11 protein-coding genes and 2 pseudogenes are annotated in these 16,060 nt (G+C 45.1%); 8 read left to right on the top strand and 5 right to left on the bottom strand.

Annotated elements, in window-relative coordinates; translation table 11 throughout:
* Window positions 1-41: 41 nt before the first annotated feature.
* A complete protein-coding gene (locus ACFVVF_RS20895) occupies window positions 42-1,148 on the bottom strand; it encodes a hypothetical protein (protein WP_387813837.1) in 1,107 nt (368 codons plus the stop codon).
* Window positions 1,149-1,377: 229 nt separating this feature from the next.
* Window positions 1,378-2,625, bottom strand: a pseudogene (locus tag ACFVVF_RS20890) (MFS transporter).
* Window positions 2,626-2,724: 99 nt separating this feature from the next.
* Here ACFVVF_RS20890 and ACFVVF_RS20885 point away from each other — a divergent pair.
* The 3 genes and pseudogenes from ACFVVF_RS20885 to ACFVVF_RS20875 all read left to right on the top strand — a co-directional run.
* Window positions 2,725-3,474: pseudogene (locus tag ACFVVF_RS20885) on the top strand (AraC family transcriptional regulator); the annotation flags it as partial.
* Window positions 3,475-3,764: 290 nt separating this feature from the next.
* Complete coding sequence (locus ACFVVF_RS20880; RefSeq protein WP_387813835.1) at window positions 3,765-4,169, top strand: hypothetical protein; 405 nt, start codon at window positions 3,765-3,767, stop codon at window positions 4,167-4,169.
* 85 nt (window positions 4,170-4,254) lie between these two features.
* Window positions 4,255-5,823, top strand: coding sequence for a DUF3502 domain-containing protein (locus tag ACFVVF_RS20875; RefSeq protein WP_387813833.1), 1,569 nt, complete (start codon window positions 4,255-4,257; stop codon window positions 5,821-5,823).
* A 115-nt stretch (window positions 5,824-5,938) separates the two neighbouring features.
* Here ACFVVF_RS20875 and ACFVVF_RS20870 read toward each other — a convergent pair whose 3' ends face one another.
* Window positions 5,939-6,916 carry an S-layer homology domain-containing protein gene (locus ACFVVF_RS20870; protein WP_387813831.1) on the bottom strand — a complete coding sequence of 326 codons (978 nt, stop codon included), beginning with the start codon at window positions 6,914-6,916 and terminating at the stop codon, window positions 5,939-5,941.
* A 247-nt stretch (window positions 6,917-7,163) separates the two neighbouring features.
* The gene (locus tag ACFVVF_RS20865) at window positions 7,164-8,135 is read right to left on the bottom strand and encodes a LacI family DNA-binding transcriptional regulator (RefSeq protein ID WP_387813829.1); all 972 of its coding nucleotides are present in this window, start codon (window positions 8,133-8,135) and stop codon (window positions 7,164-7,166) included.
* Window positions 8,136-8,441: 306 nt separating this feature from the next.
* On the opposite strand from ACFVVF_RS20865, the gene ACFVVF_RS20860 reads away from it, so the two are divergent.
* The 4 genes from ACFVVF_RS20860 (at window position 8,442) to ACFVVF_RS20845 (ending at window position 13,290) form a co-directional block, all read left to right on the top strand.
* Window positions 8,442-9,701: an ABC transporter substrate-binding protein gene (locus ACFVVF_RS20860; protein WP_387813827.1), complete on the top strand. Its 1,260-nt coding sequence runs from the start codon at window positions 8,442-8,444 to the stop codon at window positions 9,699-9,701.
* A gap of 109 nt (window positions 9,702-9,810) precedes the next feature.
* Entirely contained in the window at window positions 9,811-10,686 is an 876-nt protein-coding gene (locus ACFVVF_RS20855) for a carbohydrate ABC transporter permease (RefSeq protein ID WP_387813825.1), read from the top strand.
* Window positions 10,686-11,522 carry a carbohydrate ABC transporter permease gene (locus ACFVVF_RS20850; protein WP_387813823.1) on the top strand — a complete coding sequence of 279 codons (837 nt, stop codon included), beginning with the start codon at window positions 10,686-10,688 and terminating at the stop codon, window positions 11,520-11,522. Before ACFVVF_RS20855 ends, ACFVVF_RS20850 begins: the two co-directional genes overlap by 1 nt.
* 154 nt (window positions 11,523-11,676) lie before the next feature.
* Entirely contained in the window at window positions 11,677-13,290 is a 1,614-nt protein-coding gene (locus ACFVVF_RS20845; protein WP_387813822.1) for a glycoside hydrolase family 13 protein, read from the top strand.
* 94 nt (window positions 13,291-13,384) lie between these two features.
* On the opposite strand, the gene ACFVVF_RS20840 is transcribed toward ACFVVF_RS20845, so the two are convergent.
* Window positions 13,385-14,665 (bottom strand): adenylosuccinate synthase, encoded by a 1,281-nt coding sequence (locus tag ACFVVF_RS20840; RefSeq protein WP_387813820.1) that lies wholly within the window; start codon window positions 14,663-14,665, stop codon window positions 13,385-13,387.
* A gap of 111 nt (window positions 14,666-14,776) precedes the next feature.
* On the opposite strand from ACFVVF_RS20840, the gene ACFVVF_RS20835 reads away from it, so the two are divergent.
* A complete protein-coding gene (locus ACFVVF_RS20835) occupies window positions 14,777-15,655 on the top strand; it encodes a LysR family transcriptional regulator (RefSeq protein ID WP_387813819.1) in 879 nt (292 codons plus the stop codon).
* Window positions 15,656-16,060: the final 405 nt, after the last annotated feature.

The following is a 16,060-nucleotide window of genomic DNA, read 5'->3' as shown; positions in this document are numbered from 1 at the left end:
TATATCTTTGTGGCATTGATATTTCTCCCAAACAGGGGAAATTAAAATCCTTCAAAGGTTGTTCTAAAATTAAAACTACTCCAATTTTTAATAATCATTTGTTGTAAAGTTGCTACCAGAATTCTAAAAGCAAACTCCTCAGTTTGAAATAATAATTCCAAGTAATCTTGATGAATATCGCTATCAATTAGCTCTTCTGAAGGTGTATGTATAGTCAAACTCCCATGAACAAAATTACTTCTATATTGGTAAAATTGCTTGATTTTTTTTATGATACTCGATCTTTTTTCTTCATAGTTATCAAATAATATGATTGATATTCTTTCTTTTAACGAATTCAATATTCCTGACTGGGGAATTTCATAGATAGATTCTAAAGCGTGAGCTAACCAAACAATTTTACTTGGACTTATCTTATCATCCTCACAAAAGTGCAGTATAGAAAATAAACATTTATCCAATCTACTCTCACCAACAAATTTATTCCATATATTATTTTCATTAAACCAATTGCAAACCTTATTTATCGGTATGTATTGTATAACTGGCCAGGTCTCATCAGTCCAACACTTTTCGAATTCATAGTTACTTAATTTCAGATTCTGACTATCATCGGAGAAATCCAATCTGGCTTGAAAACAATCTAATAAACCTGGATATGACAAATTGAGTGCTAAAAATAAATTATAAATAAAATTCTTAATCATTTGTTCTATCACTGGCATATTTACTTCAGATGTAGATACCAGCATTATTATTTCGGTTTCATTTGGAATTTCCTCACAAAGTGTTTCAAAGAATTCATAAATAGAATGATATTGATCTTTATATTTTTCAAATTCAACATAAATTTCATCTATAAAAAAGTTCTTTTCTACATTGGTCTTGATAGCAGTTATGGCCCTAGACCAGTCCAAACTTAATTGAATACTTAAATTATTTCGATGAAGTTCAAAAGTTCCTAGGGTACTTTGAATATTATTTAATAGATCATAAATATATTCCTTATGATTTTTCCCTGAATTAGTAATTCCCATAGGCAAACCTTTAAATGTAAGTTTATAATTAAAAGAATGAGTCATATGAATTTTCAAGCCCCTTTCTGATATTCTGTTATTTCTTATACTAAACAATTGAAAGCCACCCATACTTCATTTCCTGATTAACTCTATCACTTCATCAAACCTAGAGACAGGGTGAACATATTACGATGTTGACTGCAGTTCATTCCTCATTTTCGCGTTATTAGATTTATGAACAATAGATTTTCGTGGCTTTTGTTTCTCTTGAAACTAAAAAAGGCAAGGGAAAATCTCCCTTACCCCAAACAATATAAAGCTATAAATTATATGTCTCTGAATAAAAGTTAAACCCCGCTTACTCCTGAACCAATTCCTTAACAACAGGCTTTCCGGCCTCGATCAATCGCTTATTGCTGACAAAGAATAAGGTCAGAACCAAGATTAACACTCCGGTGCCGATAAGCAGCCATTCAATTGCAATGACATCCGCAAGCGGACCGAAGATCATCATGCCGATCGGCATCATCGAAGTTGAAATCATACCGAATACGCCGAAAATACGTCCCATATAGTTCGGGTCCACCCGTTCCTGCAGCAAGACGGTCGTTGGCGTATTTGCCATCGGCAGGGCCACGCCAAATATAGCCATCACAATTAAGTAGATCCAAAATATCGGAACAATGCCCAGCACTAAGGTACATACCGCCATGATTAGATTAGCGGCAGTCATCGTATACACTTTGTTGCGAAAGCCGCCCCATGCTGCGATAATGCCTCCGCCAGCCATCATACCAACTGAAAAAGCGATCTCGATGCCCGTGAGACGCCAGTATTCGTCACCAAAGCTTCGCGTCACTTAAAGCGGCGTTAGAAACGCTGCTGGCGCCATTAGCACAAAGAAAAAGGCGAAAAAGATAAAAAAGGGTTTCAGAAAGCTATGGTTCTTAATATAGCTTAGTCCCTGCTTGAAATCATCCATATAGCTGGTCGTTTGCTGATCCAACGCCTTCTTATGCGCAGGGATTTTAAGATAGAAAAACAAAGTGAAGATCGCAATGGCCGCCGTTACAACATCAATGAAGAAAATGATCTCGATCGTTGCCACGGAGAGCAGCGTCGCACTGACAATAGGCGCAACGAACATCATTAATGCTTGCAGCGTTCCATTTATTCCGTTGACCTTCGTCAATTTATCCTCGGGTACGATTTGCGGCAAGATCGCTGCAACTGCAGGCGTTTGAATGCCCGCTCCCAGCGCTCGGACAGCTGCAATAACAAACAACAGCCATGGCGCATCATATCCGGATAAGAAAGTGAGAGCAAGAAACAGCGTAACTGTAGCAATCATGCCATCCGCTATCATTATCAGATATTTCCGGTTGAAGCGATCTGCCCACACACCTGCAAACGGCGACAGCAGAAAGGTAGGAATAAATCCGCATACGATAAATAAAGTCATCATCACGCCCGATTTTGTCGTCAGTGTAATGTGCCACATAATGGCATATTGCACAAGTGCAGAACCAAATAAGGAGATGGTCTGACTGCTCAGAAAAAGGATGATATCCCTCTTCCAACTCTTTTTTTCCATAGCATTTGTCATGTTTTACACCCTTCTTGAGATATGTAATTCTTCGTATAATGAAGACTTAACATCGTAAATAATTTACCATATATCTGACTCCGCATCACTACAAGAAATATGAAGCTTACCATTCGTCAAGGAGAGGAAGCATACATGATGGATATATCGAGAAAACTGGAGATACAAAGGCTGCAACTTGAACAGAAGGAACTGTTTGGTTCACATGTACTTAACCTATTAAATGGACAGTTTATGTATGAGGAATTTAAACAAAACAACATAATGGGCGAGTCGGATTACGCTCCGTTTAATGAGGCCATGTCCGTTAATGCTGCGGCTGAACGCGTTTTTGAGCAGGATTTTATCCGGATTCGGGCGTCGGGTCATCATGAAACGGAACAAAGCTATATCAAGAAGGTAATCGAGCCTCTGCAAGGACTTTTCAATCATCAGCGATATGAGTGTATCGTTCTGTGGTTTGGTGAAGACATGTTCTGTCAAATGAATCTGCTAACTATACTCGCCTATCTGGAACAGTCCGGATATAGAGGCAAAGTGGTGTTGAGCAGCTTCAGGGAGGATGAGTTTAGAACAAGTCAGACCGAAATCAGTCTGGGACATTATCTTGCTGTCTACCAAGAGGTGCTAGTTAAACATACAAAACCGTCCTATGAACTTTTGCCCGTCATGTATCAGGCCATAGAGATTTATCTGGACATGCTGAATGAGGTTAACGCAGTGACCCGCTTTATTGCGAAGCACAAGGAGCTTTCAGAATCGGAGCTGCTTCATCAGCTATTCGAGCTCTTTCCGGCAGTGGGATATGGAGATACCCAATATATAGAGCTTATTCATAAAGTGAAATAACGTCAACAAGATGAACAATGACGTGGGATGGAGCCGTTAAGGCAGCTTCATCTCTATTTGTCATGGCATCACACATAATTCCAATAAGATTAGCCCTCAGCAGTAATTTAATTAACAGGTATAATTAAGTACTTCCAAAATTAATTAGTCACTCTTATGACAGCATTTCGGTCAAAAAATACATACATTCTAGGTCTTAGAAATAGAAATAAAAAAAAATAAATTGACTTATTTTTCTTTATATGTCTTCATTTGTTAATAGGAGCAGGGATAATAAGGAGGAATTAATAATGATTCGTGCAGCTAAAAAAAGATTAGCATTGCTATCTCTAAGCGCCACTCTCTTGCTGGCATGGCCGGTCGGTGCCTTTGCCGGTTCGGCTACAGGCGTTCAATATGGCCATACTTATACGTTTAGTAACGGCTATATCAGCAATGGCGCGTGGGCACAAACTTCTTTCTCCTATCAAGGCGTACCCAAAGAAGTCAAACTGACTTATACGTATCGGAACCTTAGCAATATGACGGTCGTCACGACAGGTCCTGTGAGCAATGCAAGCAGCACTGCCGCTGCCTATGCCGTGATTCAAGTACCGAGTGGAATTAGCCAGCAGCCAGTCAGCGGATACAGCTCCCATAGCATTCGGGTTGACCCGGGAGCGCCAGTTATCGAAAATACCCATTTGCCTATTTAAGTAATCGATAAAACATAGAGGATACCCTGCTCCGTCCTTCATGATTTATCGGAACGGTAATGGTACGAGAAGGAGGCGTGCTGCAATGGCCTGTAGAAATCATGCAAGGTATGACATACGCCTCAAAACGACGATCTTACTGCTCTTGTTGAGCTTAACTATGCTATTGCTTAACGGCTGCAAAGGCGGGACAACGCAGACCTCTGCTCCAACGAACAACCCGGAAGCCGTTCAGGAAGTACTTAAGCCGGAAGACTATGAAACATTATGGCCCGGCAAGAAGAAGCTGATTTGGATTTCTGACAGCGATTTGCTATACAGTTCGTCCAAGGACATTCTAGTTGAATTCAATAATACGCTGCTGGCAAACGGCGCGGACTTCGTTGTCGAATTCGTAAATACCAATGTAAGCAGCGTACAGCAATATTATGATTTGATCCGGCGATTGAAGCAGGAAGGCAAGCAGGTTGATTTGCTGAATACAGGCTCAGGCTCGTATGACGTAGACATTCGTACTTATCCGGCGGCCGTTCGGGATGGTCTGCTGGAGCCTTTGGATGACTACCTGCAGACAGAGGACGGAAAGCTGCTGTATGATCATATCCTCCCCAGCTCGTGGGAGATGGTTACATTAGATCACAAGATTTACGGCATACACCCTATGCCTACAGCTGCGGCCAATCTGTATGTATTCATAAATAAGCATATACAAGAAAAATACAATATCAATCTGCCAGAGCACATAACCAGCTTGGATGAGCTGCAATCTGCCTTGTCGTTAGCGGCTGAAGAAGGTGAGCAGAATCAGAAATTTGTACCGCTCTACATTTGGCTAGGGTCAGGGAAAGAAATGAGCGGGTATGATTTTCTGGGCAGCAGCGGAATAGCGGTACGCCATACAGCAAGTGGTGCCCCTCTTGCTTTCAACCCTTACGCGGAACAAGATGTACAACAGTTGCTCCAAACATTATCTGCATACAAAGCATCAGATTACACAAAAGAAGGACAAGCATTCGAAGAAGTATTGAAGGGCAATTTCTTTGCTTTCGTTACCTACGCTTACCCCTCCACTTATCATGACGGCAAATTGCAGCTCGGTATAACCGACCCGATCCTCGATGTAAATGCACATCTTTTACAGAAGGGAATGAACTTCGAGGCTGTTAATGGCATTAACGGAGTAGCATCGTGGTCCGCTAATAAAGCAGAAGCCTTTCAATTGTTAACGCTTGTGAATACGAACAGCGAACTTTCCAACTTGCTCCGGCACGGCTTTAAAGAAGCTAACGGCAAGCCGCAATTTAAAGATATGGAAGAGATGATGCGCGGAATTGCTTCGCCGTCCAATAATCTGATTACGGTTCCGGTTGGGCTGGAGACAGCTAACAAGCTGAACGACTATCGCGAATATGCAGCCAGCTTCTCAATGTCGCCTGCAGCAGGCTTCACACTGGATGAATCGAGTATCAAAAATGATCTGGCAGCAATCGAGGAAATCAATCGAAAGTATGAGGAGTTATGGACGGGAAGTAAGGATGCCGATGCCGAACTCATGAAAGCGAATGAGGAGCTAAAGGCCGCTCATATTGATCGAGTGCTGGCGGAAATCAACAAACAACTCGACAGCTGGTGGAAGGTATCTCAAACGAAATAAACAAACTCTTTTCTCTTGCCAGGAGTATAAAAATAAAGAAGCTGCTCTGCGAACGCAGAACAGCTTCTTTCATTTATCCATATTAAACGGGAGGTTAACCTTCAAAAACTCAAGGCTACGGCAAAAATGTTGGCATTGGCGGCATGAATGTCGGCCCTGGTGGCACGTATGTAGGGAACGGGAACGTAGGCCCTGGCGGAGTCTGTGCCGGTGTCTCTACTGGCGTTTCAACAGGTGGTGTCTGTGCTGGTGTCTCCACCGGTGGCGTCTCTACCGGCGGCGGTGTCTCTGCCGGCGGCTCCGTCTGTTCTGGCGTCACTGTTGGCGTCACTGTTGGCGTCGCTGTTGGTTGTGGTGTTGCTGTAGGTTCTGGCGTCGCTGTTGGCCACGAAGTCCAAACTGGTGCTGGAGTGGCCGTAGGTGCCGGCGTCGCTGTTGGCGATGGAGATGGCGAAGGCAGATCAATTTTGTCTGCTTGCTTAGCCGCATCGTATGAAGACACTACGAGCAGGTCACGCGTAGCGTTCCCCTTGCCGCCGAAGGAACCGTCCGCATTGTTGCTCAGAAGCTTCAACTCCAAAGCTTTGGCAACATAGCCTTTAGCCCAGTCCGATACGGATGTGTCATCAACCTTCTTCTTATCGTCGGCAGCTTGACCAAGTCCTCTAACAAGGAAGGTCGCAAGCTGCTCCTTCGTTACTTTCCCCGCAGGATCATATTTCCCGTCACCTACGCCATCCGTAATTCCCGCAGCCTTAACCGCTTCAATAAACGGCAGCGCATAAGAATCAGCAGACACGTCACTGAATGAAGATGTCTTTGGAGCGTTATCTGTATTAAGTCCAAAAATCAATGCAGCTACCTTGGCAAACTGCGCCCGGTTCATTTCTTCCTTCAATCCAAATTTCCCTTCATCGACACCATTGAACACGCCCGCTGCAATTAGCGCATCAAACTTCGCCTTCGTGGCTGCGTCCAAATCGTTCAAATCGGAAAAATCGGCTGAAGTCTTTGCCGCTAGTGCAGTCATCGCACCGGTCAAGCTAACAGCTGTGACAATTGCCAGTGCTGCAATCCAACCTTTCAGTTTCACCTTCATGTCTCCCCCGCTTCATTGAAAATTCGACTTTCTTCGTCATTATATGCTAAAAATTAGCATTTTCATAGATATTGTCAAAAAAATATAGGACATATGAACTTGTTATTACTAGCTAATAGTATTCTCATGTTCTTAACCCGTTTGGCGAATCGTTCAGACGGGTAGCTATAAGAAAAGCCAGCCTGAGCGAGTAGCTCAGGCTGGCTGGAAAATCTACTAGTTTATGAAAAAAACCACAACTTTAGCTGCGAACAGATTGCCGCCAAATAATAGACGCGCCGATCTTGACCGTCTCCCTGTTCACATTGCCTTTAATAAGCTCCAGCAGCTCCTTCGCAGCCAGAAACCCGCTTTCGTACCGCGGAATTTTAATCGTAGTCAGTCCCGCCAGCGCTGCTGCATCGGAATCGTCAAAGCCGGTAATGGAGATGTTCTGCGGCACGGAGATCTGATGCTCTTCGAACGCCTTCATTGCTCCGATAGCCATGTTGTCATTGGCGCATACCAGCACTTCAGGATAGTCATTGCTCAGAATCATGAGCTTAGCCGCTTGATAGCCGCTTTTCTCACGGTAATTGCCGTGATAGTAGTACGACTGGTCGAACGCAATCCCATTCTCTTGAAGCGTGTCGGCAAAGCCAGCGAATCTTTCCTTATTGTCGAGCGAAGTGCTGTTTCCGCCTAGAAAGCCAAAGCGCTGAAAGCCGCGATCCACTAAAGACTGTACCATCTGGCGCATTACCGGATAATTGTCGACCAAGACGCTTTTCGTATTTTTATTGTCATTCTCGAGCACTCTATCCATGAGCACCACCGGAAATTCCGGTTTGGCGACTGTCTTGAAATACTCGTCCGACAGACTTCCGTCCAGACTAATAGTTCCCCTAGCGAAGCTGCTTTTCAGGAAATTATCACTTGATTTATTCGTACAAATGATGAGATCATACCCGTTCTCATTCAGGCAGGTGCTGACCCCTTCAATGATTTTCAAATAAAACTCTCGGTCAAAATCGCTAAAAATAAAAACGATGCGTTTATCTCTATCCGATTTGGTTTTTTTGGGCGAGGCGTCATGCACGTACCCTTGCTCCTCGCAGCATCGCAATATCCGGTCTCTCGTTTCTTGCGATACATTTTTCCGTCCGTTCAATACGTTGGATACGGTCGAAATAGATACGCCCGTCAGTTGGGCAATCTCTTTCAAACTGCTCATCCCGTAAACCTCCTCATCGTTTTTGCGTAAGTAAAATCCATTATAACACTTTACAAGCATTTTACCTACACATTTTAAAGACAAAAAAAATGCTATAACTGCTGCAGCTACAGGAACTGTTCAAACCGGGCCCATCTTAGAGTTAGTAAAACGAAATTAGTTTTACCTATTAGTTTATGTTACGTTTTACTTAAAATAACCGCTTACATTTAAGTAAAATATATATTTTTTACGAGTTTTTTATTGACTTCTTTACCTGTCTGTTTATAATCAAGGGTACATCCATAAAAGGGGAGGCTTTTGTAAATGACAAAAATAAAGCGCTTTATTTCCATCACGATTACCTCTGTTATGCTGTTTACCATCCTTAGTGCCTGCGGCGGGAACAATGCGGATAAAGGCGGCTCGGGCGGCGATAACGGGTCTGAGAAGCTGCCAAAAATCTCGCTGTTCCAATCCAAAGTCGAAATTGCAGACCAGCTGGAAGCGATGGCCAAGAAATATAAAGAAGAAACCGGCAATGAAATTGACGTATGGGGCTCCGCTGGCGACAACTACCTGACTCAGCTGCAAGCGAAGCTGAACGCAGGTGAAGGTCCTACGATCTTCGGCGTACAGACAGGCGCTGAGACGACTAAGCTCCAGTCCTACTACTACGATATGAGCAATGAATCTTATGTTAAAAATATCGCTCCGAACATGGAAGTGAAAATTGACGGTAAAATCGTCGGCGTACCGACAGGTGTAGAAGGCTTCGGCTTCGTCTACAACAAAGCGCTTGTTGATCCTTCCAAAATTACGGACCTTGCATCCTTTAAGGCATTCCTTGAGGAAAGCAAAGCCAAAGGCATTAACGGCTTCAGCCTGTCCCAGGAAGCGTACTTCTTAATCGGACACATTCTCAACACGCCTTTCGCGCTTCAGCAAGATCCGCTTGCATTCATTGAGAAGTTGAACAAAGGCGAAGTGAAAATGGCCGATACGAAGGAATTCCAAGAATTCGGCCAATACATGGAAGCGATTCGCGAGCTGGCGAAAAACCCGCTTGAAGTAACCTACGATAAGCAAATGGGTGACTTCGCAACAGGCAAAACTGCAATCGTTCACCAAGGTAACTGGAGCTATGGCATGCTGCAAGATTACAAGGACATCGATGCCGGCATGATGGCGATGCCGCTTGCAGGCAACACCAAGCTCGCTGTAGACATCCCTGCGATCTGGGTCATCAACAACAAGGCAACGGCTGACCAGATCAAAGCGGCTAACGCATTCTTCGAGTGGCTGTACAACAGCGAGACTGGCAAAAACATCATTGTCAACGAATTCAAGTTCATTCCAGCGATGACCAATATTGAAGCAAACAATCTGGATCCGCTGTCCAAAGCGGTATCAGAAGCTACAGTAAGCGGCAACACAATTCCATGGGCTTTGACTTACTTCCCGCAAGGTATCATCCAGAACGATCTGGCTCCGGTTGCCCAAGAGTTTTTCCTGACTCCATCCATGACCGGTGATCAGTTCTTGAAGAAGCTTGACGAAGTATGGGCGAAAGCTCCTAAGCAATAAACGCAGTATGATTGATAAAACGGGGAACTAACCTGCTTGTCAGGTTAGTTTTCTCTCTTTGAACCTCAATATGAATTGATCGAAATTACTCCGAAATGAGTGAATGCATATGAAAGCGATCAAAAATAGAGCCTGGTACGCTCTATTTACAGCACCACTGCTCCTCATCTTTTCCATCGTCGTCCTTGTGCCGTTTGCCATAGGCATCTACTATTCCTTCATTAGCTGGGACGGCATTCCGGCCAACCCGAAGGTATTCGTGGGCTTCGACAACTACGTCCACGTCTTTCAAGACGACCGGTTCATGAAGTCAGCTTGGCTGACGATTAAATTTACCTTTTTAGCGCTTGTCATTGTTAATATTATGGGCCTCGCCCTCTCTCTGCTTGTGACATCAAAGCTGCGCACGAGCAACATTGCTAGAACGCTGTTTTTTATGCCGAATCTCATCGGCGGTCTGATTCTCGGTTATATCTGGAAGTTCATCTTTACAGATGTGTTCAATTATATCGGCGAAAATACCGGCATGGGCAGCGTTTTCTTCAACTGGCTGCTTAATCCCGATTACGCGCTGTATGCGATTGCGATCGTGTTCGCATGGCAAATGGCGGGCTATACGATGATCATTTACATTGCGGGAATTCAAGGGATTCCCGACGACCTGATGGAAGCGGCGAAGGTCGATGGTGCCAATGCTTGGCATAAATTGACCAAAATTATTTTCCCGCTGCTCATGCCATCCTTTACGATTTGCCTATTCTTGACGCTTTCCGGCGCATTCAAAATATTCGATGTCAACCTGTCGCTCACGGGCGGCGGTCCGGTCAACTCTACTGAAATGTTCGCGATGAACATCTTCAACGAAATCTTCGGCTATAGCCGTTACGGTATCGGTCAAGCGAAAGCGATTCTCTTCTTCGTGCTCGTAGCCGCAGTTACACTCGTCCAGGTGTACATCACGAAGAAAAGAGAGGTGCAGATGTAATGAAGAAAACAGGCAAATGGATTCTGGAAGCTTTGCTTGTCGTTATCGCACTCCTCTTCTTGTCGCCGATCTACATCATGATCGTCAACTCGTTCAAGACCCGTTCCGAGCTGTATGAGAATGCACTGGCATTGCCATCCTCCTTCAGCTTCGAGTACTATGCGCAAGCGATGCAGAAGATGAACTTCATGACGGCCTTCGGCAACTCGCTGTTCGTTACGCTCGTCTCTCTGCTGTTCATCGTTGTACTCGCTTCTATGACCGCATGGATGCTCGTTCGTACCAACAACAGGCTGAGCCAGATTATTTTCATGGTGCTCGTATCGACGATGCTTATTCCGTTCCAGACGCTGATGATGCCATTGATGCAGGTCATGGGCTGGATTGGCACGACACTGCATATTCCGATGCTGAATACGCATGGCGGCCTCATCTTCATGAACGTCGGCTTCCACGCCAGCATGGCCGTGTTCCTGTATCACGGTTTTATCAAATCCGTACCGATTGCGCTTGAAGAAGCTGCTACATTGGACGGCTGCACCAAATTCGGCGTATTCTGGCGGATCGTATTCCCGATGCTGAAGACGATCACCATTACCGTAGCGATTCTGGACGTCATTATGATGTGGAATGACTACCTGCTCCCATCCTTGACGCTCTCGGATAAAGGCTTGCGGACGATACCGCTCTCTACGTTCTACTTCTTTGGAGAGTTTACGATTGTATGGAATCTCGCGATGGCAGGACTGACGCTGTCGATCATTCCGGTTGTCATCTTCTATTTCACAGCGCAAAAACACATCATTAAAGGAGTGGCTGAAGGTGCAGTGAAGTAAGCAGAAAAACAAACCGCAATTCGGTTGGAGATTGCACCTTATTCATTGCATCCCAGCTTAAATACAAGATTAAAGACGAAATACGACCTGCATGAACGTGGTTCCGCAGTAAGACGGAGCTATGCGGTTGGAGTGAGAAGGGGAAGATAACAACATGAACAAAACCTGGTGGAAAGAAGCTGTAGTCTATCAAGCCTATTGGCGCAGCTATTATGACAGCAACGGCGATGGATATGGCGATCTGGAAGGCGTCTATCAGAAGCTGGATTACATTCAAAGCTTAGGCGTAGATGTCCTGTGGCTCAACCCATGCTATGAATCGCCGGATGTGGACAATGGCTATGATATTTCGGATTACCGCTCGATTATGCCAAAAGCCGGAACGATGGCCACCTTCGACAAACTGTTGTCCGCTGTTCATGATCGCGGGATGAAGCTGATTATGGACCTTGTCGTGAACCACACCTCGGATCAGCATAACTGGTTCAAGGAGTCACGCTCCGCCATCGACAACCCGAAGCGAGATTATTACATCTGGCGCAAAGAGACGAACAACTGGCGTTCTTACTTTGCTCCGTCCACCTGGACCTATGACGATACGACTGATGAGTACTACTTCCACTCTTTCTCCAAAGAACAGCCCGATCTTAACTGGGAGAACGAGAAGGTTCGCGAAGAAATCTATGACATGATGCGATTCTGGCTCGACAAAGGCATCGACGGCTTCCGGATGGACGTTATCAATCTGCTTGCCAAGCTTCCGGGCTTTCCCGATGCCGAGAACCCTACCGATATTTCCTATCTGGGCAATAACCCGGGCATTCATGAATATTTGCAAGAAATGCATGACAAGGTGCTCAAGCATTATGATGCATTCACTGTCGGTGAAATTCCGTTCGTAAGTCCGGAAGACGGTGTGCTATACGTCGGCGAGGGACGGAAAGAATTGAATACGATGTTCCATTTTGAAGTATGCGACTATATGGCGCATTGGGATATGCAGCGCTTCAAGCAAATTCAAGCGCGCTGGTATGACGGCTTGTGGGGCAAGGGCTGGAACTCCCAGTTCCTGAACAACCATGACCATACCCGGGTCGTGACGCGCTTCGGCAATGATGCCGAATACCGGGAGCAGTCCGCTACCTGCTTTGCTACCCTCATTCATACCTTGCCGGGCATGCCGTATGTATACCAAGGCGAGGAAATCGGCATGACGGGTATTCGCTTCTCCTCCATCGACGAGTACAACGATATCTCGATGAAGAACAAGTACGCGGAAGAAGTCGGCAAAGGCCGTGATCCGGAGGAAGTGCTGAAGGAGCTGCAGCATTTGTCACGCGACAACTCGCGTACGCCAATGCAGTGGAACAGCTCGCCGCAAGGCGGCTTCACCGAGGGACAGCCGTGGATCGCCGTTAATCCGAATTATGCGAGTATCAACGTAGAGCAGGCTTTGAGCGATCCGAATTCAATTTTCTACTATTATAAGAAGCTCATCGAGCTGCGCAAGCGCAATGAAGTGATGGTATACGGCAGCTTCACCACTTATCTGGATGAGCATGATCAGATTTACGCCTATACGAGAACACTGGGTGACGAGTCATGGCTCGTTCTGCTGAATATCTCGGAGCAGCCAGCTGGTATCAATGTAGCCGACTGCGGCGTCACGAAGCTGGGCGAGATCGTGATCAGCAACTATGCTGGAAGAACCAATCAAGAGAATGTGATGGAGTTGCAGCCTTATGAGGCTGTTGTCTATCGCGTGTAAAAGATATAACCCGCAAGGCGGACACTTTATGGAGTGTCTGCTTGCGGGTTATTTATATTTTACACATATGATTCCAAATATCAGCAGCTGTCACCTAACGCACAATAACCTGCTCACGTCTTGGCCCAACAGATACAGTGGTCACTTTCACTCCAATAGCCGATTCAACAAAGTCAACGTACCCTCTTGCCTGCTCTGGCAAATCTTCGAACCTCTTCACTTGAGAGATATCACATTGCCAGCCGGGCAGACTTGTTAAAATCGGTTTGGCTGCGTACAGCTTATTCGTCATTGGGAATTTGTCTGTGATCGTCCCGTCTTCAAGCTCATAGGCAGTACAAACCGGAATTTCATCCAAATACCCGAGTACATCAAGATTCGTCAGCACGACCTCAGTTGCTCCTTGCATTAAGCAGCCATATCGAGTGGCTATGCCATCAAACCATCCCATTCGTCTTGGACGACCAGTTAATGCGCCATATTCCCCAGCATCGCCACCCCGCTTCCGAAGCTCCTCCGCTTCATTACCTGTTATTTCACTCACGAATGGCCCTGCGCCGACACAACTGGAATAAGCCTTAACAACAGCAATGACGTTAGAGATTGAGGATGCAGACAGTCCGGCCCCAATCGGGGCGTAACCGGCAAGAGTGGATGATGAAGTTGAGTATGGATAGATGCCATGATCTGGGTCACGCAGCGCCCCTAATTGTCCTTCGAGCAATATAGTGTCTCCGTTGTCATTAGCTTCTTGTAATAATACTGTTGTATTTGTGACAAACGGAAGCAAATATTCCGCTTCCCTCGCCAGCTCTGCCATCAAATCAACTGCTTGTACGGGTTGTTTCCCATATAAATGCTCAAGCAAAATATTTTTCGAGACCAGCGATTGTTCAAGCCGAATCTGCAGCCGGTCATGGTCGAATAGATCAGAAACCTGAATGCCAAGCTTCGCATACTTATCTGCATAAAATGGTGCAATACCCTGCTTCGTTGAACCGAATCCTCGTGCACCCAGCCTTTCCTCTTCAAGCTCATCGAATAGCCGATGAACAGGCAGCACAACTTGGGCTCGTTCCGAAATATACAGCTTTGGTTCGGGCACACCTCGTTCAGCTAGCATTTGCAATTCCCGCTTCAACACGCCAATATCTAGCGCGGTTCCAGGCCCAATAATATTTGTAACAGAAGGATAAAACACACCGGAGGGCAGCATATGCAGCGCAAACTTGCCGTACTCGTTAATTATAGTGTGTCCTGCATTGCTCCCGCCTTGAAAACGAACAACATAAGCCGACTTTTCAGCCAGCACATCGGTCATTTTCCCTTTTCCTTCGTCTCCCCAATTCGCTCCTACAATCGCTGTTACCGTCAAGAGACAGCCTCCTCTAAACATTGTAATGAACTACATGGTTGATTATAATCATGACATTGATATTAGAAAAATTAATGTTAATTATACCTGTCATAACGTGAGGTAATGGATATGGATATAAATTTAGAATGGTATCGCTGTTTCTACTGGGTAGCGAAGACTGGAAGCTTGACGAAGGCGGCAGCTCATCTTCATATTACACAGCCTGCCGTCAGTCAAACAATTAAGCAATTGGAGGATAAATTAGGAGGCCCTTTATTTTTCCGGACGTCTAAAGGTGTACATCTAACAGCAGAGGGCGAGGTTTTATTCCGCTATATTAATCAAGCTTTTCACCATGTTGAGTTAGGCGAGAACGCTATTGCAGAAATGCATGATTTAAATAGCGGGGAGATTCATATTGGAGCAAGTGATACCTTGTGTAAGCATTATTTGCTGCCCTATCTTGAACGTTATCACAAGCAATACCCGAATATCCGCATTCATGTAACCAACAGAACGACACCAGAGACCCTTTTACTCATAAAAGAAGGAGCGATTGATTTTGGCATTGTGAACTTGCCCGTGTCGGATAAACAGATCGATATTCGAGAGAGCTCATCCATTCAGGACTGTCTGGTAGGCGGCAGAGAATTTTCTCATTTGGCGGGTTCCACCCTCCCTTTGACTTCCATTCAACAGTATCCGCTGTTGCTGCTGGAGCAAGGCGGGAGCACAAGGAAGTATGTGGATGATTTTTTCGCCTCTAATCAGATGACCATTACTCCTGAGTTTGAACTCGGAAGTATTGATCTCCTTGTCCAGTTCGCTGTACGGGGCTTCGGTCTATCCTTCGTTATTCGCGACTTCATAACGGAAGAATTGAATGCAGGGGAGCTCGTTGAAATTCAATTAGATCCGCCATTGCCAGAGCGCCATATCGGAATTGCCACACTTCGAGGGGTTCCCCTCTCGGCTGCTTCAAAGTCATTTCTGGCGTTGTTGCCTTAAATTCAGGCAGATAGACATGAAGCAGAAGATTAATTGACACCTTTAAAGCGTCTGCATATAATAAGCTCATCTAACCCTAAGGAGAGATTTGTTGTTCTTAACGATGCTATCGTATAACTGGTTGTGAGAAGCGCGGCGCATAGTCAAATTTGGCTATGTGTTATTAAGTTTAGTTTCTTCGCCAGATGATTTGTTAAGAACAGCGGAGATCATTTAAAGCCTGGGGTAGTATATCCCTGTAGCGCCACGATCCGTGCTGATTTCAGCACGGTTTATTTATTTTCCAGGCGTATTCAGGGTCCTATTCTAACTAATGACGGCAAATGAACTCTCGTTCATTCGCCGTTTTTTAGTTGCATTCTAGTACAGGAAAGGAGTGAGGAATAGCGTCAATAAAATGACTGT

It is taken from the genome of Paenibacillus sp. NPDC058174, assembly GCF_042883865.1.
Lineage (GTDB): Bacteria > Bacillota > Bacilli > Paenibacillales > Paenibacillaceae > Pristimantibacillus.
This window is presented reverse-complemented; position numbering and strand designations above follow the sequence as displayed.

What these genes read in the sequence shown, in the direction of transcription:
- ACFVVF_RS20895 (WP_387813837.1), bottom strand. Translation starts at nt 1,148, where the DNA reads ATGGGTGGCTTTCAATTGTTTAGTATAAGAAATAACAGAATATCAGAA.
- ACFVVF_RS20880 (WP_387813835.1), top strand. Translation starts at nt 3,765, where the DNA reads ATGATTCGTGCAGCTAAAAAAAGATTAGCATTGCTATCTCTAAGCGCC.
- ACFVVF_RS20875 (WP_387813833.1), top strand. Translation starts at nt 4,255, where the DNA reads ATGGCCTGTAGAAATCATGCAAGGTATGACATACGCCTCAAAACGACG.
- ACFVVF_RS20865 (WP_387813829.1), bottom strand. Translation starts at nt 8,135, where the DNA reads ATGAGCAGTTTGAAAGAGATTGCCCAACTGACGGGCGTATCTATTTCG.
- ACFVVF_RS20860 (WP_387813827.1), top strand. Translation starts at nt 8,442, where the DNA reads ATGACAAAAATAAAGCGCTTTATTTCCATCACGATTACCTCTGTTATG.
- ACFVVF_RS20855 (WP_387813825.1), top strand. Translation starts at nt 9,811, where the DNA reads ATGAAAGCGATCAAAAATAGAGCCTGGTACGCTCTATTTACAGCACCA.
- ACFVVF_RS20850 (WP_387813823.1), top strand. Translation starts at nt 10,686, where the DNA reads ATGAAGAAAACAGGCAAATGGATTCTGGAAGCTTTGCTTGTCGTTATC.
- ACFVVF_RS20845 (WP_387813822.1), top strand. Translation starts at nt 11,677, where the DNA reads ATGAACAAAACCTGGTGGAAAGAAGCTGTAGTCTATCAAGCCTATTGG.
- ACFVVF_RS20835 (WP_387813819.1), top strand. Translation starts at nt 14,777, where the DNA reads ATGGATATAAATTTAGAATGGTATCGCTGTTTCTACTGGGTAGCGAAG.